This window comes from Micromonospora sp. NPDC000121, from assembly GCF_042899165.1.
Lineage (GTDB): Bacteria > Actinomycetota > Actinomycetes > Mycobacteriales > Micromonosporaceae > Micromonospora.
This window is the reverse complement of sequence record NZ_JBIAZP010000007.1, coordinates 209111-227902: the sequence shown is the minus strand read 5'-3', so window position 1 is coordinate 227902 and position 18792 is coordinate 209111. Positions and strand designations below refer to the sequence as shown.

The following is an 18792-nucleotide window of genomic DNA, read 5'->3' as shown; positions in this document are numbered from 1 at the left end:
TGCGAGGTCGATGCATTGGACGACTGATCCAAGTGCTCCTAGCGTCGATCCCGTGGTAGTCACGCGAACTCGGTCGCCCATCCGCTCCAGCGTCGGCCTCAAGGCCGTCATGGCGGTGACGGGCATCATCCTGGTGCTGTTCCTCGTCGCGCACATGCTCGGCAACCTGAAGATCTTCACGGGGGCGACCTCGTTCGACCACTACGCGCACTGGCTGCGCGAGATCGGCGCCCCGCTGCTGCCGAACGTGTGGTTCCTGTGGATCCTGCGGACCGCCCTGCTGGTGTCGGTGCTCGGCCACATCTGGGCCGCCACCACCCTCGCCCTGCGCGCCCGCGCCGCCCGCCCGGTGCAGTACGCGCACCGCAAGAAGGTCCAGGGCAGCTACGCGGCCCGCACGATGCGCTGGGGTGGTGTGATCATCCTGCTCTTCGTGATCTACCACATCCTGGACCTCACCACCGGCACGCTGAACCCGGTCGGCGACCCCGGCCGCCCGTACGCCAACGTGGTCGCCGACTTCGCGCCGGAGCGCTGGTACGTCACGCTCTTCTACACCCTCGCGGTCGTCACCCTCGGCTTCCACCTGCGGCACGGCCTGTTCAGCGCGCTGCGCAGCCTCGGCCAGCAGACCCCGCGCGGCGAGCGGCGGGCCCGGGCCGTGGCGCTGGTCCTCGCCGTCGCGCTCTGCGTGGGCTACCTGGTGGTCCCGTTCGCCGTACTCACCGGATTGGTGTCCTGACATGGATCTCTACACCGAGGGCGACCCGATCGCCGACACCAAGGCTCCCGAGGGCCCGATCGAGACCCGCTGGGAACGCCGCCGCTTCGAGGCCAAGCTGGTCAACCCGGCCAACCGCCGGAAGATGACCGTGATCGTGGTCGGCACCGGCCTGGCCGGCGGCTCGGCCGCCGCCACGCTCGCCGAGCAGGGCTACCGGGTCAAGTCCTACTGCTACCAGGACAGCCCGCGCCGGGCGCACTCCATCGCCGCGCAGGGCGGCATCAACGCCGCCAAGAACTACCGCAACGACGGCGACTCGGTGCACCGGCTCTTCTACGACACCGTCAAGGGCGGCGACTTCCGCTCCCGGGAGTCGAACGTGCACCGGCTGGCCGAGGTCTCGGTCAACATCATCGACCAGTGCGTCGCCCAGGGCGTGCCGTTCGCCCGCGAGTACGGCGGCCTGCTGGACACCCGCTCCTTCGGCGGCGCCCAGGTGCAGCGCACCTTCTACGCGCGGGGCCAGACGGGCCAGCAGCTGCTGCTCGGCGCGTACCAGGCGCTGGAGCGGCAGATCGGCCTCGGCAACGTGGAGATGAACGCCCGGCACGAGATGCTGGAGCTGATCGTCGTCGACGGCAAGGCCCGGGGCATCGTCGTCCGGGACATGGTCACCGGCGAGATCACCACGGAGTTCGCGGACGCGGTCGTGCTCGCCTCCGGCGGCTACGGCAACGTCTTCTACCTCTCCACCAACGCCAAGGGCTGCAACGTCACCGCGACCTGGCGGGCGCACCGCAAGGGCGCGTACTTCGCCAACCCCTGCTACACGCAGATCCACCCGACCTGCATCCCGGTCTCCGGCGACCACCAGTCGAAGCTGACCCTGATGAGCGAGTCGCTGCGCAACGACGGCCGGGTCTGGGTGCCCAAGGCCAAGGGCGACGACCGCAGCCCGAGGGACATCCCCGAGGACGAGCGGGACTACTACCTGGAGCGGATCTACCCCTCCTTCGGCAACCTGGTCCCCCGGGACATCGCCTCCCGCGCCGCGAAGAACGTCTGCGACGAGGGGCGGGGCGTCGGCCCGGGCGGGCTGGGCGTCTACCTGGACTTCGCCGACGCGATCAACCGGCTCGGCCGCAAGGCCATCGAGGCCAAGTACGGCAACCTCTTCCAGATGTACGAGCGGATCACCGGCGAGGACCCGTACGAGGTCCCGATGCGGATCTACCCCGCCGTGCACTACACGATGGGCGGCCTCTGGGTCGACTACGACCTCCAGTCGACCATCCCGGGCCTGTTCGTGGTCGGCGAGGCGAACTTCTCCGACCACGGCGCGAACCGGCTCGGCGCCTCGGCGCTGATGCAGGGCCTGGCCGACGGCTACTTCGTGCTGCCGAACACCATCGCCAACTACCTGGCGGGTGGGCCGTTCGAGAAGGTCGACGCCAGCCACCCGGCGGCCGTGCAGGCGCGCGCCGACGTCGAGGACCGCATCCAGCGGCTGCTGGCGGTCAACGGCGACCGGACCGTCGACTCGTTCCACCGCGAGCTGGGCCAGATCATGTGGGAGCACTGCGGCATGGAGCGCAGCGCGACCGGGCTGCGCAAGGCGATCGACGAGATCCGCGCCCTGCGCGACCAGTTCTGGCAGCGGGTCCGGGTGCCGGGCAACGGCGAGGGGCTCAACCAGTCGCTGGAGAAGGCCGGCCGGGTGGCCGACTTCTTCGAGCTGGCGGAGCTGATGTGCATCGACGCCCTGCACCGCGAGGAGTCCTGCGGCGGCCACTTCCGGGCCGAGCACCAGACGCCCGACGGCGAGGCGGAGCGCGACGACGAGCGGTTCGCGTACGTCGCGGCCTGGGAGTTCACCGCCACCGGCGAGCCCTCGGTGCTGCACAAGGAAGACCTGAAGTTCGAATACGTCCACCCCACGCAGCGGAGCTACAAGTGAACCTGACCCTGCGCATCTGGCGCCAGTCCGGCCCCGAGGACAAGGGTCGGATGGTGACCTACAAGGTCGACGACGTCTCCCCGGACATGTCGTTCCTGGAGATGCTCGACGTGCTCAACGAGCGGCTGATCCTCGCCGGCGAGGAGCCGGTGGCGTTCGACCACGACTGCCGCGAGGGCATCTGCGGCATGTGCGGCCTGATGATCAACGGTAACGCGCACGGGCCGCAGCGCGGCACCACGGCCTGCCAGCTGCACATGCGGCAGTTCTCCGACGGCGACACGATCGACATCGAGCCGTGGCGGGCCCGGGCGTTCCCGGTCATCAAGGACCTGGTGGTGAACCGGAGCGCGTTCGACAAGATCATCGCGGCCGGCGGCTACATCACCGCGCCGACCGGCAGCGCCCCCGAGGCGCACTCCACCCCGGTCGCCAAGGCCAACGCCGACGCCGCCTTCGAGGCGGCGGAGTGCATCGGCTGCGGTGCCTGCGTGGCCGCCTGCCCCAACGGCTCCGGCATGCTCTTCACCGCCGCCAAGATCACCCAGCTCTCCCTGCTGCCGCAGGGCCAGCCGGAGCGCTACACCCGGGTGATCGGCATGGTCGACGCGCACGACGAGGCCGGCTTCGGCGGCTGCACCAACGCCGGTGAGTGCACGGTGGTCTGCCCGAAGGGCATCCCGCTGAACACCATCGGCCGGCTCAACCGCGACTACCTGATGGCCACCTCGAAGCGGGGCGACAACACCCCCGGCGCCTGAGCCTCCGCACGCCGGCGACGCCGGTGAAGGGCCGCCGTATCCTCCGGATACGGCGGCCCTTGCCGTATCGCCCCGCCGGTCGGGGCCCGTGCCACCCCGCCAGTCGCGGCCCGGCGGTCTCTGCTCCCTCCCTGCTCCCTCCGCGTCGGTCTGGCCGGTCGGACCCGCGGACCACGCCGGGCGTAACAACCGCCTGGTCGCGCCCTGTCGAGCTGAGTCGTTTGCGACATCGGCTGAATCGTCTGCGACATCAGCTCGACAGGGCGCGAGCGAGCTGACCGTGAAGGGCGACCTCGCGGACAACGACACGGCCGGCGCGACCGGTCCGGCCGCTCCGGTCCTTCCGCCCGCGCCCTCCCTGTGCGGCCGGAACCGGTTCAACTGGGCAGAGGCGGGTAGCCCTCCCAGGGACGGCACGAGGAGGGACGACGGGACATGAAGGCACTGACCTGGCAGGGCAAGCGGGACGTACGGGTCCAGGAGGTGCCGGATCCGCGGATCGAGGAGCCGACCGACGCGATCGTCCGGATCACCTCGACCGCCATCTGCGGCTCCGACCTGCACCTCTACGAGGTGCTCGGGCCGTACCTCAAGCCCGGCGACGTCCTCGGTCACGAGCCGATGGGCATCGTCGAGGAGGTCGGCCCGGGGGTGACCCGGCTCAAGCCGGGCGACCGGGTGGTGGTGCCGTTCAACATCGCCTGCGGCACCTGCTGGATGTGCCAGCGGCAGCTCTACGCCCAGTGCGAGACCACCCAGGTGACGTCCGAGGGCAAGGGCGCCGCGCTGTTCGGCTACACCTCGCTCTACGGCTCGGTGCCCGGCGGGCAGGCGGAGTACCTGCGGGTGCCGCACGCCCAGTTCGGCCCGATCAAGGTGCCGGAGACCGGGCCCGACGAGCGGTGGCTCTACCTGTCCGACATCCTGCCGACGGCGTGGCAGGCGGTGAAGTACGCCGACACCCCGCGCGGCGGGACCCTCGCCGTCTTCGGACTCGGCCCGGTCGGCCAGTTCTGCGCCCGCGTCGGCCGGCACCTCGGCGCCGACCGGGTGATCGGGCTGGACCTGGTCCCGGAGCGGCTGGCGATGGCGCGTCGGCACGGCATCGAGGTGCTCGACGTCAGCGAGCTGGACGACGTGTCGGGCGCGCTGATCGACCTGGTGGACGGGCGCGGCCCCGACGCGGTGATCGACGCCGTCGGCATGGAGGCGCACGGCGCCCCCGTCGGCAGGCTCGCCCAGGCCGCCGCCGGGCTGCTGCCCGACAAGCTCGCCGACCCCTTGATCGACAGGGTCGGCGTCGACCGGCTCGTCGTGCTCAAGGCGGCGCTCAAGGCCGTCCGGCGCGGTGGCACCGTCTCCGTCTCGGGGGTGTACGGCGGCGAGGTCGATCCGATGCCGCTGATGGAGATGTTCGACCGGGGCGTCCAGTTGCGGATGGGCCAGTGCCACGTACGTCGGTGGACCGACGAGATCATCCCGCTGCTCTCCGGCGACGACGACCCGCTGGACGTGGAGGACCTGCGCACCCACCGGGTGCCGCTGGCGCGGGCGCCGCAGGCGTACGAGATGTTCCAGAAGAAGCAGGACGGCTGCGTCAAGGTCGTGCTCGCGCCGTGAGCCGGACGGTGGTCGTCAGCGGCGCGACCAGCGGGATCGGCCGGGCGGCGGCCCGGGCGTTCGCCGCGCGCGGGGGCGCAGGTGCTGGACGTGCCTGCATCGTCAGCCCGGGCAGCGTGGACACCCCCGTCTACCAGCGGGCCGCGAACTACCTGGGGCGGCTCGGCCGGCCGCCGCTGCCGGTCACCACGCCGGAGCGGGTGGCGCGCGCCGTCGTGGACTGCGCCGACCGGCCCCGCCGGGAGGTGTCGGTGGGGCGGGCCAACGTCGTCATGCGCGTCGGATTCACCGTGCTGCCGGGCGTCTACGACGCCCTGGTCGGGCCGGTGATGAAACACCTGCGGTGAGCACCTCGTGGGATCACCGGCGTCGATCGTTTCGCCTAGGGTGGTGGGCCGGAGAGCACGCCCCACCACCACGACGGGAGAGACGATTGACCATCCGGGTGAACCGCAGGACCGCGCTGGGACTCGGCTCGGTGGCCACCGCCGGGACGGTGCTCGGCGCCGCCGCGCCGGCGTCCGCCGCCCCCGAGGTCACCGAACCGGCTCCGGCCACACCCCGGCAGGCCGCCCGTCGGGTCGCCGCGAGCTACGCGCGGGAGACCGAGGCCGCCGGCGGCAACTGGCAGGCGTACGTCAGCGTCGCCGACCCGGCCGGAGAGCCGGTGGTCGCGGTGGCGGCGGAGCCGGACCGGCGGATCGAGGCGTACAGCGTCAACAAGATCGCGGTGGCGGCGGCGGTGCTGGACAAGGTCGACCGGGGGCTGCTGACGCTCGACCAGCGGGTCGAGGTCACCGCCGCGATCGTGGTGCCCGGCGGCGACGGCATGTTCAGCCTGGACGGCGCCTACCCCAGCTCGGTGACGCTCGGCCACGCGCTGGCCAACCTGCTGACCGTCTCCGACGACACGGCGGTGCGGCTGTGCGGCCTGGTCTGCCCCGCCGCCGAACTCAACCAGATCCTGCGGGACAAGGGCTTCCCGAACACGCAGGTGCAGCCGGTGGCAAACCCGAACCGGTTCTTCCTCGGCACCAGCACCCCCCGGGAGACCCACGACCTGCTGCGCGCCCTGGTGGGCGGCACCCTGCTCTCGCCGGCCGCCACGGCGTTCGTGCTGCGGCTGCTGCGCGCCCCCGTCGCGTACACCGACGGGATCCGGCGCGTCATGTCCTCGGCCGAGCGGGCTCGGATCGCCACCAAGGCCGGCTGGTTCGCCGACGCCCGGCACGAGGCCGGGGTGATCTTCGACGCGGCCGGCGCGCCCCTGCTGACGTACGCCCTCTTCGCCGACGGGCAGGCCGGCGCCGACGACTACGGCGCCACCCACCCCGCCGTCGAGGCCCGGGCCCGGATGGGCCGGCGCTTCCTCGCCGCGGTCGACCGCCTCACCGGCACCGGCGTCACCCACCGCCCGGCCGTGCAGCGGCCGAGCAACGGCGGCTGAGCCGCCGCGGCGCGGGCGGGCCCCCGGCGGCCGTGCGGCCGGGGGCCACCCTGACCGCCCGCAGACCCGGCTACCGTGTACGACGGGACACGGCGGAGGGACGGCGATGGGCGCACCAGCGGAACGCACGGGACTCGATCGGGCGCTGGGGCGCGGGCTGCGCGGGGCGGCCGGCCTGGCCGCGCTGGCCGGGCTGGCGTGGGTGGCCCGGGACGTGCCGGCGGCGCTCGGCGGCCGGCTCACCGGCGCGCGGGCGGAACGGGCGGCGCGCTCGCCGCAGTTCCGCGACGGCACGTTCCACAACCCGGGCGGCACCCGCTCGATGGCCGGCGCGCCCGACCGGGACCTGATCCGTGAGTTGATCTTCGGCAAGCAGAAGCGCCGCCCGAGCGCCCCCGTGCCGCTGCTGCGCCCGGGCGCCGCACCGGCCACCGACGTCGCGCGCGAGCTGAACCTCGTCTGGTACGGCCACGCCTCCGCGCTGATCGAGATCGAGGGCCGCAAGGTGCTGCTCGACCCGGTGTGGAGCGAGCGGTGCTCGCCGTCGACCCTGGTCGGCCCCCGCCGCCTGCACGAGCCGCCGGTCCGCCTCGACGAGCTGCCCCCGGTCGACGCGATCCTGATCTCGCACGACCACTACGACCACCTGGACATGGCGACCGTCCGGGCGCTGACCGACCTCCAGTCGGCGCCGTTCCTGGTGCCGCTCGGGGTGGGCGCGCACCTGGACCGCTGGGGCATACCGGCGGCGCGGATCGTCGAGCTGGACTGGTCCGAGAGCCACCGGGTGGCCGGGCTGGAGATCATCGCCACCGCCGCCCAGCACTTCTCCGGGCGGGGGCTGCGCCGCGACGGCACGCTGTGGGGCTCCTGGGTGGTGGCCGGCGCGCACCGGAAGGTCTTCTACACCGGCGACTCCGGCTACTTCGACGGCTACGCGGCGATCGGCGCGGAGCACGGGCCGTTCGACGTCACGCTGATGCAGATCGGCGCGTACGACCGGGCCTGGCCGAGCATCCACATGTTCCCCGAGGAGGCCGTCGCCGCCCACCTCGACCTGCGCGGCGGGCTGCTCGTCCCCGTGCACTGGGCGACGTTCAACCTCGCCCTGCACGACTGGTCGGAGCCGGTGGACCGGATCTGGGCCGAGGCCAAGGCCCGGGACGTGCGGCTCGCCGTGCCCCGCCCCGGCGAGCGGGTGGTGGTGGACGACCCGCCGGCCGTCGACGGCTGGTGGCAGGCCGTCGCCTGACCGAGACGCGTCGCGCCTGCGGGGCGGGCGCGGTCGCCGCGCTCGGCGGCTCCGGTCGGCGAGGAGCCCGTCCTCAGAGGACGAACGCGTCGGTCCAGAGCGCGCCGGAGCGGCCCGACAGGGAGTCCAGCATGGCGACCGCCTGGCCGTCGGTGAGCTGGGCGACGAAGTCGACGATCGCCCGACCGCGGGCCTTGCCGAGCCGGTCCGGCGTACGCGGGTGCAGCTCCGCCTCGGCCAGCTCCACCAGGTCGTGCAGGCGGCGCGGCAGCCGGGACTCCTCCTCGGGGTCGAGCAGCCAGTCCAGCAGCGCCTCGACCAGCGTGCCCAGCAGCCGGGCCTGGCCGCGCTGGTGCAGGGCCAGGTCGGGCCGGGCCAGCACGAACCGGTGGTGGACGAACTTGAGCACCTGCACCTCGTGCCACTGGGCCGGGGCGAGCAGCACGTGTCCGGAGCGGACCGAGGGCTGCTCGACCACCGTGATCGCGTCGACGAAGCGGGTGATCCAGCGGGCGGAGAAGCGGGCCACGTACTGCTCCGCCTCGATGGAGCCGTCGAAGGGCATCGCCAGCAGCCCCTCCACCAGTTCCTCGCGGACGTGCTCGACGGCGGCGGCGAACGCCTCGTCGTCGGCGATCCAGGCGTCCTTGCGGTGCAGTTGCCGGCGCAGCCGCTCGATCGCCGAGCCGGGCCGGCGGGCCGCGGCGGCCAGGGCCGCGTCGGTGATGGCCCGGAAGTGCCCGCTCTCGCGCTGCCAGGCCATCAGCTCGGCGGACACCGCGCCCTGCTGGAGCACCCCGACGCGGTAGAAGTCCTCCACGTCGTGGATCGCGTACGCGATGTCGTCCGCCGTGTCCATCACCGACGCCTCGACGGTCTGCTGCCAGTCCGGGATCCGGCCGACGAACGGCTCCCGTGCCTGCCGCAGGTCGTCGACCTCGGTCCGGTAGGCGCCGAACTTGGAGGAGCCGCTGCCGGGGTCGTCGGGCGGCGGGGTGGCGCCGCGCGGCGGCGGGTCCAGCAGCCGGGGGTGCGGGTCCGGGTGGTCCAGGCGGGTCCACGGGTACTTCAGCATGGCTGCCCGTACCGCCGCCGTGAGGTCCAGGCCGGTGGTCGCCGCGCCGCGGATCTCGGTGCTGGTGACGATCCGGTACGACTGGGCGTTGCCCTCGAAGCCGTCGGTGAGCCCGAGCCGCTGCCGGGCCAGGCGGTCCAGCACCCGCTCCCCCAGGTGGCCGAACGGCGGGTGACCGAGGTCGTGCGCGAGGGCGGCGGCCTCCACCACGTCCGGGTCGCAGCCGCCCAGCTTCTCCAGCAGCTCGCGGTGCTCGCCGTCGGCCGTGAGCCGCTCGGCGATCGCGCGTGCCACCTGGGCGACCTTGAGGCTGTGGGTCAGCCGGTTGTGCACCAGCAGGCCGGAGCCGCCGGGGCTGACCACCTGCGTCACCCCGTTCAGCCGGGCGAAGAACGGCGAGGCCACGATCCGGTCCCGGTCGGCCCGGAAGGGGCTGGCGGCGAGGTCGCCCAGGGCCCGGGCGCTGCCGCCGAAGAGCCGCCGGGCCCGCGGGTCCGCGGGAGGTTCCATGATCGCCACGCTAGCGCAGCGGGGGCCGGGACGGCGCACGCCCGCCGGTTCGGTAGCCGGCGGCGCGCCGGGGCGGGGGCGGCGACGGTAGTCGGTGGGGGCCGGCAGAATGCTCAGCGGAACCCACACCGAAGGCGGATCGAGATCGTGACCCTCTCTGTTCATCAGCGGATCGCCGAGGAGCTCGGCGTCGCCGAGCGTCAGGTACGGGCGGCCGTGGAGCTGCTCGACGGCGGCGCCACCGTGCCGTTCATCGCCCGCTACCGCAAGGAGGCCACCGGCCTGCTCGACGACACCCAGCTGCGCACCCTGGAGGAGCGGCTGCGCTACCTGCGCGAGCTGGACGAGCGGCGCGCGGCGGTGCTGGAGTCGATCCGGGGCCAGGGCAAGCTCGACGAGGCCCTGGAAGCGCAGATCATGGCGGCCGACTCGAAGTCCCGCCTGGAGGACATCTACCTGCCCTACAAGCCCAAGCGGCGGACCCGGGCACAGATCGCCCGCGAGGCCGGGCTGGAGCCGCTGGCCGAGTCGCTGCTGGCCGACCCGTCCCGGGACCCCCGCGAGGCCGCCGGGGGCTACGTCGACGCGGACAAGGGCGTGGCCGATCCCGCCGCCGCCCTGGAGGGCGCCCGGGCCATCCTCATCGAACGCTTCGCCGAGGACGCCGACCTGATCGGCACGCTGCGCGAGCAGATGTGGTCGCGGGGCCGGCTCGTCTCCCGCGTACGCGACGGGCAGGAGTCGGCCGGCGCGAAGTTCGCCGACTACTTCGACTTCGCCGAGCCGTACCCGAAGCTGCCCTCGCACCGGATCCTCGCCATGTTCCGGGGCGAGAAGGAGGGCGTGCTCGACCTGACCATGGAGCCCGAGGAGGCCGGCGAGGCCGACGCGGTGCCCACCGGACCGAGCCGCTACGAGGCGGCGATCGCCGGCCGGTTCGGCATCACCGACAAGGGCCGGCCGGCCGACCGGTGGCTGGCCGACACGGTGCGCTGGGCCTGGCGCACCCGGATCCTCATCCACCTCGGCGCCGACCTGCGGATGCGGTTGTGGCAGGCGGCCGAGGAGGAGGCGGTGCGGGTCTTCGCCACCAACCTGCGTGACCTGCTGCTCGCCGCGCCCGCCGGCACCCGGCCCACGATGGGGCTGGACCCGGGCCTGCGCACCGGCGTGAAGGTCGCCGTCGTGGACGCCACCGGCAAGGTGGTCGCCACCGACACGATCTACCCGCACGAGCCGCGCCGGCAGTGGGACGCCTCGATCGAGACCCTGGCCCGGCTCGCCGGCGCGCACGGCGTCGAGCTGGTCGCCATCGGCAACGGCACCGCCAGCCGGGAGACCGACAAGCTGGCCGGGGAGCTGATCAAGCGGCACCCGCAGCTCAACCTCACCAAGGTGGTGGTCTCCGAGGCCGGGGCCTCGGTCTACTCCGCCTCCGCGTACGCCGCCCAGGAACTGCCCGGACTGGACGTCTCGCTGCGCGGCGCGGTCTCCATCGCGCGCCGCCTGCAGGACCCGCTGGCCGAGCTGGTCAAGATCGACCCGCGTTCGATCGGCGTCGGCCAGTACCAGCACGACCTGTCCGAGGTGAAGCTCTCCCGGTCGCTGGACGCGGTGGTCGAGGACTGCGTCAACGCGGTCGGGGTCGACGTGAACACCGCCTCCGCGCCGCTGCTGACCCGGGTGTCGGGCATCGGCGCCGGGCTGGCGGAGAACATCGTGCTGCACCGCGACGCCAACGGGCCGTTCCGCACCCGGGCCGAGCTGAAGAAGGTCCCCCGGCTCGGGCCGAAGGCGTTCGAGCAGTGCGCGGGCTTCCTGCGCATCCCGGGCGGCGACGACCCGCTGGACTCGTCCAGCGTGCACCCGGAGGCGTACCCGGTGGTGCGCCGGATCCTGGCCAGCACCGGGCGGGACGTGCGCTCCCTGATCGGCAGCAGCAGCATCCTGCGCGGGTTGCGGGCCACCGACTTCGTCGACGACACCTTCGGCCTGCCCACCGTCACCGACATCCTGGCCGAGCTGGAGAAGCCGGGCCGCGACCCCCGGCCGGAGTTCCGCACCGCCACCTTCGTCGAGGGCGTGGAGAAGATCAGCGACCTGACGCCGGGGATGGTGCTGGAGGGCGTGGTCACCAACGTGGCCGCGTTCGGCGCGTTCGTGGACGTCGGGGTGCACCAGGACGGCCTCGTGCACGTCTCGGCCATGTCCCGGACGTTCGTGAAGGACCCGCGCGAGGTGGTCAAGTCCGGCGACGTGGTGCGGGTCAAGGTGCTCGACGTCGACGTGCCCCGCAAGCGGATCTCGCTCACCCTCCGGCTTGAGGACGACGCCGAGGCCGGCGCCGGGCGCGGCGGGCCGGAGGGCGGGCGCCGCGGTGGACAGTCCGGGCAGGGTGGGTCGCGTGGCGACCGGGGCGCCTCCCGGGGCGGCCAGGGCGGCCGGGACGGCGGTCACGGCGGCGGGCAGGGCGGGCGCGGCGGCGGCGGGCAGGGCGGTCACGGCGGGCGCGGTGGATCGCCGCAGCGGCAGGGCGGCCGGGGCGGCGCCGCGCCGGCAGCGGCCAACAGCGCGATGGCCGACGCGCTACGCCGGGCCGGACTGGCCTGACGAACCCGGCTGTCTCGGCCTGACGAGCCCGGCCCAGGGCTGACCAGGGCCGGACCCCCGAGCCTGACGAGCCCGTCAGCCCGGATGGTCGTCGAGGGCGCGAGCGCAACGGCTGATGCCAGCCGGCCGCGCGGCAGAACCGACCGGGCCGGCGGGCGGCACGGCAGAAACGACCGGACCAGCGGGGCGGACCGGCCCATCTCGGGAGTCCGGCCCTGGTCAGCCCTGGGCCGGGTCGACGGGGAGTTGGGCGAGCCGCCGGCCGGGCCGGCGCCGGCGGCTGGCCGGGCTCGCGGAAACGCGCAGGGCGGCAGGGCGGCAGGGCGGCAGCACGGAAGGGCGGCAGCGCGGCAGCGCGGCAGCGCGGCAGCGCGGCAGCGCGGCAGGACACGTACCCGAACGCTGTCGAGCTGATGTCGCAAACGACTCAGGCATCAGCCTGATGTCGCAAACGATTCAGCTCGACAGCGTCTGCGGGGCGGCCGGTGCCCGGGAGAGCAGCCCGGGAGAGCAGCCCGACCGACGGACCCACCACGGCAGCAAACCAGCCCGACCGACCAAGCCGCCACGCCAGCAAACCAGCCCGACCGAGGGACTAACCGGGCCTGCTGTCGGTCGGTGCCGCTCGGTGGCGGTCCGGGACGGGCGCTTTCCGGGGCGGGCGTCGGGGCGTACCGTCGCGGTCGTGGACGAGGGCGACGGCCTGGAGTGGCGGGAGCGGCAGCGACGGGCGGTGCGGGCGCACGCGGCGGCCGACGAGCGCCGCCGGGCGGCCGAGCAGGCCGAGGCGGCGGAGCTCGTGGCCTGGTTCGTCGCCGAGGCGACCCGGCGCGGGCTGCCCACGGAACGCCTCACGGCCCGGGCGTACGACGGTCGCGGCCGTTACCGGACGCGGCTGCGCGGCTGGTACGTCGACCGGGCCCGGACCCGGGCGGTCGACGTGGACGGGCGGTTCCACCTGCTGACCGTGTCGGGCGGCATGCGCGCCCGGCTGCTCGGGGCCGAGCCGCAGCCCAGCCCGCCACCGCTGGTTGTCGGCGCGGGCGGCCGGGACGGCGAGTCCATCCCGCTGCGAACGTTGCTCGCCCGCCGGCTGGACGGCGGTGACGAGGGGCGCTGACGGGGGTCAGCGGGGGGCGCGGCCGGGCCGGCGCCCAGGCCCGCGCCGGGCCACGTGCCACCACCACGACTGCTGCACCACCAGCGTGACCAGGCCGGCGAGCACGATCGCGCAGAGGTTGATCACCAACTGGAGGGCCGAGCCGGCTGCCTCGTGCCAGACGCCGTACGCGGCGGCGACGGCCACGTTCGCGGCGGCCGGCACCGTGGTCACCGAGATCAGCACCCCGACCAGGCTGCCGGACTTCTTGGAGGTCAGCGAGAGCATGCCGGCCACGCCGGCGAGCAGGCCCACCACCCAGGAGAGCGCGTCCGGCCGCCAGATGAAGTCGGTGAGCGGGCGATCGGCCACCAGCATCCCCCGATCGACCAGACCGGCGGCGGTCAGCGCCCAGGTGCTGAGCACGGTGACCACCATGGCGACGAGGAAGCCGACCACCAGCGCCTGCACCGACCGGGCGATGACCGGCAGTCTGCGGCGCAGCAGCGCCACGCAGAGCGCGGCCAGAGGACCGAACTCGGGGCCGACGACCATCGCGCCGACGATGAGGATCGGCTGGTCGAGCAGGACGCCGATGCCGGCGAGCATGGTGGCGACGGTGATCAGCACGAGATAGGTGGCGGACAGTTCCGTCTGCTCGCCGGTCTTGGCGGCGATCTCGTCCCAGACCACCGCGTCCGCGCCGCTGCCGGGCGCCGTCCGGGCCGCCCGGTCCGCCGCCGAGGACATGGCCAGCTCCACGTCGTCGGCCGCGACAGCTCCGCGTGCCTCCACGCCGAGCTGACGCAGGCCGCGCAGCACGCTGTCGGCGCTCTCCCGGACCACGTCGCAGAGGATGAGGTCGCCCTCGGGCTGGCGGGCGGCGCCGGCGAGCACGGCCAGGTGGGTCACCCCGGGGTCAGCGGCGAGCAGGTCGGCCACCGCGGCGGACTGGTCCGGCGGAGCGATCACCCTCAGGTGCAGCACGGCCCTCCCCCTCGCTGCGTCGACGGTCGAGCACTCTACTGCCGGTCGGGCCGGGTGCAAGGTCACGTCTTGGTAGTCGGCCACGTCCTGACGGGTTGTTCCGCGGTTGACCTGTCGGGATCAGCGCTCCTCGTCCCGATTCCGCCCTGGCGATATGTTCCTGACTGATACAACCTGTTTGTCATATCGTGACCGGTTTCCCTGGAGGTTGACGCCGTGCCTGGTTCCATGAACGCTCGCGGAAGTTTGGCGAGGCGGGCCCGACCGGACGGCCTCAAGCGAGGAATCGACCTGGCGGCGGCCCTGGTGCTGCTGGTGCTGATCACGCCCCTGATCCTCCTGGTAGCGGCCCTGGTGGCGGTGGGGCTCGGCCGGCCGGTGTTGTTCCGGCAGCCCCGCGCCGGCCGGCACGGCCAGGTGTTCGAGCTGGTCAAGTTCCGCACCATGCTGCCGCCCGACCCGGGGCGGGGGCTGGTGCGGGACGCGGACCGACTGACGCCGCTGGGGCGCTTCCTGCGCTCCACCAGCCTGGACGAGCTGCCGACGCTCTGGAACGTCCTGCGCGGCGACATGAGCCTCGTCGGCCCCCGTCCCCTGCTCACCGCGTACCTGCCGCGCTACTCACCGACGCAGGCCCGGCGACACGAGGTCAGGCCGGGCGTCACCGGGCTGGCCCAGGTGCGGGGACGCAACAGCCTGAGCTGGGAGGAGAAGCTCGACCTCGACGTCTGGTACGTGGACAACCGCAGCCTGCGCCTGGACCTGTCCATCCTCGTTGCGACCGTGCGTACCGTGCTGCGCCGCGAGGGGATCTCCGCGACGGGCTCCGCCACCGCACCGGAGTTCCTCGGTACACCGTCGCTGGTCCCCGCCGCCGGGCTGCGGCCGGACGCGGGCGCGGCGGTCCCGACGGGGGGTGGCCGATGAGCCGGACCATCCACCTCTCCTCGCCCGACGTCGGGCCGCTGGAGGAGGCGTACGTGCTCGCGGCCCTGCGCTCGGGATGGGTTGCGCCCGTCGGGCCGGACCTGGACGCGTTCGAGCGCGAGGTCGCGGCACAGGTGGCCACCAGGGGGGCCGTAGCGGTCAGTTCCGGCACCGCTGGGCTCCACCTGGCGCTGCTGGGGGTGGGAGTCAGGCCCGGCGACGTCGTCATCGTGCCGACGCTGACCTTCGTGGCCACCGCGAACGCGGTGCGCTACACCGGCGCCCGGCCGATCTTCGTCGACTGCGATCCGCAGACAGGCAACATCGATGTCGCCCTCGTGGCGGACCTGGTCCACCGCCTGGCCTCCCGGAAGGAGCGCGTGGGAGCGGTCGTCCCGGTGGACCTCTTCGGCAGCTGCGTCGACTACACCGCGCTGCTGCCGGTCTGCGACGCGGCGGGCGTCCCGATCGTCGAAGACGCCGCCGAGGCCCTCGGCGCCACCCATCGCGGCCGGCCCGCCGGTTCCTTCGGCCAGGCGGGCATCCTCTCCTTCAACGGCAACAAGATCATGACCACGTCGGGCGGCGGCATGCTCGTCTCCGACGACATGGCCCTGCTGGCCCGGGCCCGTCACCTCGCGACCCAGGCCCGCGAACCGACGCCGCACTACGAGCACCGCGAGACGGGTTACAACTACCGGCTCAGCAACCTGCTCGCGGCGCTCGGCCGCGCCCAGCTCGTCAGGCTGGACGGGATGATCGCCCGGCGCCGGCAGCTGCGCGACCGGTACGCCAAGCTTTTCGCCCCGGTCCCCGGCGTACGCCTGCTCGGCATGGAGGACGCGGGCTCCAACTGCTGGCTGACGACCATCGTGGTCGATCCGGAGCGGTCCGGGTGGCGGGCCGCCGACCTGGCCGCCCACCTGGCCCGGCGGGACATCGAGACCCGACCGGTCTGGAAACCGATGCACCTGCAACCGGCGTACGCCGACGCCGAGCGTCTCGTCACCGGCGTGGCGGAGCGGTTGTTCGCCGACGGGCTGGCCCTGCCCAGCGGCAGCGTCCTCAACGAGGCGCAGATCGGCCACATCCTCGCCGCCGTGGACGAGTTCCTGACGGAGCGGGCGGGGGCGTCGACGGCGTGACGACTCCCCTGGTGGTCGTCGGCTGCGGCGGCCACGGCCGGGAGGTCCTGACGATCGCCCGGGCCACGGACGCCGCAGCCGGCCGGCCGCGCTGGCGCCTCCTCGGGTTCGTCGACGACCGCCCGTCGGAGGAGAACCTGAAGCGGGTGCAGCGGCTCGACGTCCCCTACCTCGGCGGAGTCGCCTGGCTGCGCGACGCGCCCCCGGACACGCACCACGTCATCGGCATCGGCGACCCGCGCGTCCGGCGGGCCGTCGCGGGGCGCGTCGACGCGTACGGCGTGCCAGCGGCGAGCCTCGTGCACCCGGCGGCGACGATCGGGCCGGACACCGTGCACGGTCCCGGCTTCGTCGCCTTCGCCGGGGCCCGCGTCACCACGAACGTCACCGTCGGCCGGCACGTGCACCTCAACCAGAACGCCACCGTCGGCCACGACTGCACCCTCGCCGACTTCGTGTCGGTCAACCCGCTCGCCGCCGTCTCCGGCGACTGCCACCTGGCGGAGGGGGTGCTCGTCGGCACGACCGCAGCCGTGCTGCAGGGCCTGCGGGTGGGCCGGGACAGCACCGTCGGAGCTGGCGCCTGCGTCGTCCGGGACGTGCCGGACGGTGTCGTCGTCAAGGGCGTACCCGCCCGTTGAACCGACACGGCCTCGACCCTCGGGCAAAATTCGGTCACTAAACCCGAAAACTCCCAAACATCGCATCCGGGCATGTATCAACTAGGAGAGCCCAAAGCTCCTTCCGCCCAGTGGCGGAAGCGGTCGGAGACGGACAGGAGCACAGATGCCGCCGGAGACAGAGACCACCCGACTCAGCGAGCAGGGGGCATACCGGGCCAGGGCGCGCCACCGCACCATCGGATTTCTCGCCACCGACAGCACCGCCTGGGTCGGCGGGTTCGTCGCCGCGGTCTGGTTCCGTTACGAGTTCGACCTGACGCCCGAGCAGCTAGCGCGCGCCGCCGCCTGCGGCGCCCTCGCCGCCGTCGTGCACGTGGCCGTCGCGGCGGTACGCCGGATCTACTCCGGACGCCACCCGCTGGGCAGCCTCCAAGAGGTGCAGGGGGTCGCCGGCACTGCGGCCACCACCGCCGCGATCCTGCTGGTCGGGCTGCTCCCGGCCGGCGTACGTCCGGTGCCGGCGAGCGCGCCGCTGGTCGGGGGCGCCCTGGCGCTGCTGTTCATGCTCGCCGCCCGGTTCACCTACCGGCACCGCCGCGACCTCGCCATGCGGCCGGACGCCCGGTCCTCGAACCCGGTGCTGCTGTTCGGGCTCGGCGACGCCGGGCAGGGGTTGCTGCGGGCCATGCTCAGCGACCCGCGCGGACGGTACCGGCCCGTGGGCGCCCTCGACGACGACCCCGACAAGCGGGACCTGCGCATCGGCGGGGTACGCGTGCTCGGCGGCCGCCGGGACGTCGCGGAGGCCGTCCGGCGTACCGGCGCGACGACGGTGATCTTCTCCGTCGCCAACGCCGACGCCGCGCTGATCCGGCAGATCCGGGAGGCCACGTTGCAGACCGGGGCGGCGTTCAAGGTGCTGCCCCCGGTCCGGGACCTCGTCGACCACCGGATCACCGTCACCGATGTCCGCGACGTGCAGATCGGCGACCTGCTCGGGCGCCGGCAGGTGGTGGCCGACATGCCGCTGAGCACCAACGGTCTCACCGGTCGGCGGATCCTCGTCACCGGCGCCGGCGGCTCCATCGGTTCGGAGCTGTGCCGGCAGGTGATGAAGGCGGACCCGGGCGAGCTGATGATGCTCGACCGCGACGAGTCGGCCCTGCACGCCCTCCAGATGTCGCTGGCCGGCCGGGCCCTGCTGGACGGTCCCGAGCTGATCCTCGCCGACCTCCGCGACGACGAGGCCATCCGCCGGATCATCCGCGAGCGCCGGCCGGAGGTCATCTTCCACGCGGCCGCGCTGAAGCACCTCACGCTACTCCAGCGCCACCCCGGCGAGGCGGTCAAGACGAACGTCTGGGGCACGCTCTCCGTGCTCGACGCCTGCCGCGACGTGGCCCGGTTCGTCAACATCTCCACCGACAAGGCGGCCGACCCGATCAGCGTCCTCGGCTACTCGAAGCGGATCACCGAACGGCTGACCGCGCACGCCGCCTCCCGCTTCCCCGGCACCTTCCTCAGCGTCCGCTTCGGCAACGTGCTGAGCAGCCGCGGTTCGGTGGTGACGGCGTTCCAACGGCAGATCGAGCTGGGCCGCCCGCTCACCGTCACCCACCCGGAGGTGACCCGCTACCTGATGACGGTGCAGGAGGCGGTGCACCTGGTGTTGCAGGCCGCCGAGATCGGCCGCGACGGGGAGGCGCTGGTGCTGGACATGGGCGAGCCGGTCCGCATCGCCGACCTGGCCCGGCAGTTGGCCGAGCAGGCGGACAGCAACGTGCCGATCGTCTACACGGGGCTGCGGCCCGGCGAGAAGCTGCACGAGGATCTCTTTGGTACCGGGGAGGCCGACACCCGGCCGCTGCACCCGCTGGTCTCGCACGTGACGGTGCCGGCGCTGGACCCGATGGAGGTCAGCAGCCTCGATCCGTACGACGACCCCGAGAAGGTCATCGCCCAGCTCGCCCAGCTCTGCACCCACCCGGTCGGACCTGTCCACGCCGCCTCGGTGCAGGTTCCGTCGTCCCGCTGAACTCTCCCCCGTGGACGCCG

At 73.5% G+C, this 18792-nt stretch carries 15 protein-coding genes; 13 read left to right on the top strand and 2 right to left on the bottom strand.

What is annotated here, in order from left to right; genetic code table 11:
• The first annotated feature begins 52 nt into the window (after positions 1–52).
• From ACFY23_RS21245 to ACFY23_RS21215, 7 genes are all read left to right on the top strand, one after another.
• Complete coding sequence (locus ACFY23_RS21245; protein ID WP_350677949.1) at positions 53–742, top strand: succinate dehydrogenase cytochrome b subunit; 690 nt, start codon at positions 53–55, stop codon at positions 740–742.
• 1 nt (position 743) lies between these two features.
• Positions 744–2681: a fumarate reductase/succinate dehydrogenase flavoprotein subunit gene (locus ACFY23_RS21240; protein ID WP_350677946.1), complete on the top strand. Its 1938-nt coding sequence runs from the start codon at positions 744–746 to the stop codon at positions 2679–2681.
• Complete coding sequence (locus ACFY23_RS21235; RefSeq protein WP_350677944.1) at positions 2678–3442, top strand: succinate dehydrogenase/fumarate reductase iron-sulfur subunit; 765 nt, start codon at positions 2678–2680, stop codon at positions 3440–3442. The genes ACFY23_RS21240 and ACFY23_RS21235 overlap by 4 nt, the downstream gene beginning before the upstream one ends.
• 435 nt (positions 3443–3877) lie before the next feature.
• Entirely contained in the window at positions 3878–5062 is a 1185-nt protein-coding gene (locus tag ACFY23_RS21230) for a zinc-dependent alcohol dehydrogenase (protein WP_350677941.1), read from the top strand.
• Positions 5059–5409: a hypothetical protein gene (locus ACFY23_RS21225; RefSeq protein WP_350677938.1), complete on the top strand. Its 351-nt coding sequence runs from the start codon at positions 5059–5061 to the stop codon at positions 5407–5409. The genes ACFY23_RS21230 and ACFY23_RS21225 overlap by 4 nt, the downstream gene beginning before the upstream one ends.
• Positions 5410–5495: 86 nt before the next feature.
• Positions 5496–6509, top strand: a complete 1014-nt coding sequence (locus ACFY23_RS21220) for a serine hydrolase (protein ID WP_350677936.1) — start codon at positions 5496–5498, stop codon at positions 6507–6509.
• Positions 6510–6615: 106 nt separating this feature from the next.
• On the top strand, positions 6616–7761 hold the full coding sequence (locus tag ACFY23_RS21215; protein WP_350677934.1) for an MBL fold metallo-hydrolase: 1146 nt from the start codon (positions 6616–6618) through the stop codon (positions 7759–7761).
• 73 nt (positions 7762–7834) lie between these two features.
• Here the strand turns inward: ACFY23_RS21215 and ACFY23_RS21210 are convergent, their stop codons facing one another.
• The gene (locus tag ACFY23_RS21210; RefSeq protein WP_350677931.1) at positions 7835–9346 is read right to left on the bottom strand and encodes a dGTP triphosphohydrolase; all 1512 of its coding nucleotides are present in this window, start codon (positions 9344–9346) and stop codon (positions 7835–7837) included.
• Positions 9347–9493: 147 nt separating this feature from the next.
• Here ACFY23_RS21210 and ACFY23_RS21205 point away from each other — a divergent pair, with 147 nt between their 5' ends.
• Positions 9494–11956 (top strand): Tex family protein, encoded by a 2463-nt coding sequence (locus tag ACFY23_RS21205; protein WP_350677928.1) that lies wholly within the window; start codon positions 9494–9496, stop codon positions 11954–11956.
• Positions 11957–12641: 685 nt separating this feature from the next.
• The gene (locus ACFY23_RS21200; RefSeq protein ID WP_350819221.1) at positions 12642–13076 is read left to right on the top strand and encodes a hypothetical protein; all 435 of its coding nucleotides are present in this window, start codon (positions 12642–12644) and stop codon (positions 13074–13076) included.
• A gap of 6 nt (positions 13077–13082) precedes the next feature.
• On the opposite strand, the gene ACFY23_RS21195 is transcribed toward ACFY23_RS21200, so the two are convergent.
• On the bottom strand, positions 13083–14042 hold the full coding sequence (locus tag ACFY23_RS21195; protein WP_350677923.1) for a DUF389 domain-containing protein: 960 nt from the start codon (positions 14040–14042) through the stop codon (positions 13083–13085).
• A 228-nt stretch (positions 14043–14270) separates the two neighbouring features.
• Here ACFY23_RS21195 and ACFY23_RS21190 point away from each other — a divergent pair, with 228 nt between their 5' ends.
• The 4 genes from ACFY23_RS21190 (at position 14271) to ACFY23_RS21175 (ending at position 18772) form a co-directional block, all read left to right on the top strand.
• Positions 14271–14969, top strand: a complete 699-nt coding sequence (locus ACFY23_RS21190) for a sugar transferase (RefSeq protein WP_350819219.1) — start codon at positions 14271–14273, stop codon at positions 14967–14969.
• The gene (locus ACFY23_RS21185) at positions 14966–16114 is read left to right on the top strand and encodes an aminotransferase class I/II-fold pyridoxal phosphate-dependent enzyme (RefSeq protein ID WP_350677919.1); all 1149 of its coding nucleotides are present in this window, start codon (positions 14966–14968) and stop codon (positions 16112–16114) included. Before ACFY23_RS21190 ends, ACFY23_RS21185 begins: the two co-directional genes overlap by 4 nt.
• On the top strand, positions 16111–16755 hold the full coding sequence (locus ACFY23_RS21180) for an acetyltransferase (protein ID WP_350677917.1): 645 nt from the start codon (positions 16111–16113) through the stop codon (positions 16753–16755). The genes ACFY23_RS21185 and ACFY23_RS21180 overlap by 4 nt, the downstream gene beginning before the upstream one ends.
• A gap of 145 nt (positions 16756–16900) precedes the next feature.
• Positions 16901–18772 (top strand): polysaccharide biosynthesis protein, encoded by a 1872-nt coding sequence (locus ACFY23_RS21175; protein WP_350677915.1) that lies wholly within the window; start codon positions 16901–16903, stop codon positions 18770–18772.
• The last annotated feature ends 20 nt before the right edge of the window (positions 18773–18792 follow it).

What these genes read in the sequence shown, in the direction of transcription:
- ACFY23_RS21230 (WP_350677941.1), top strand. Translation starts at nt 3,878, where the DNA reads ATGAAGGCACTGACCTGGCAGGGCAAGCGGGACGTACGGGTCCAGGAG.
- ACFY23_RS21210 (WP_350677931.1), bottom strand. Translation starts at nt 9,346, where the DNA reads ATGGAACCTCCCGCGGACCCGCGGGCCCGGCGGCTCTTCGGCGGCAGC.
- ACFY23_RS21185 (WP_350677919.1), top strand. Translation starts at nt 14,966, where the DNA reads ATGAGCCGGACCATCCACCTCTCCTCGCCCGACGTCGGGCCGCTGGAG.
- ACFY23_RS21190 (WP_350819219.1), top strand. Translation starts at nt 14,271, where the DNA reads ATGAACGCTCGCGGAAGTTTGGCGAGGCGGGCCCGACCGGACGGCCTC.
- ACFY23_RS21175 (WP_350677915.1), top strand. Translation starts at nt 16,901, where the DNA reads ATGCCGCCGGAGACAGAGACCACCCGACTCAGCGAGCAGGGGGCATAC.
- ACFY23_RS21240 (WP_350677946.1), top strand. Translation starts at nt 744, where the DNA reads ATGGATCTCTACACCGAGGGCGACCCGATCGCCGACACCAAGGCTCCC.
- ACFY23_RS21215 (WP_350677934.1), top strand. Translation starts at nt 6,616, where the DNA reads ATGGGCGCACCAGCGGAACGCACGGGACTCGATCGGGCGCTGGGGCGC.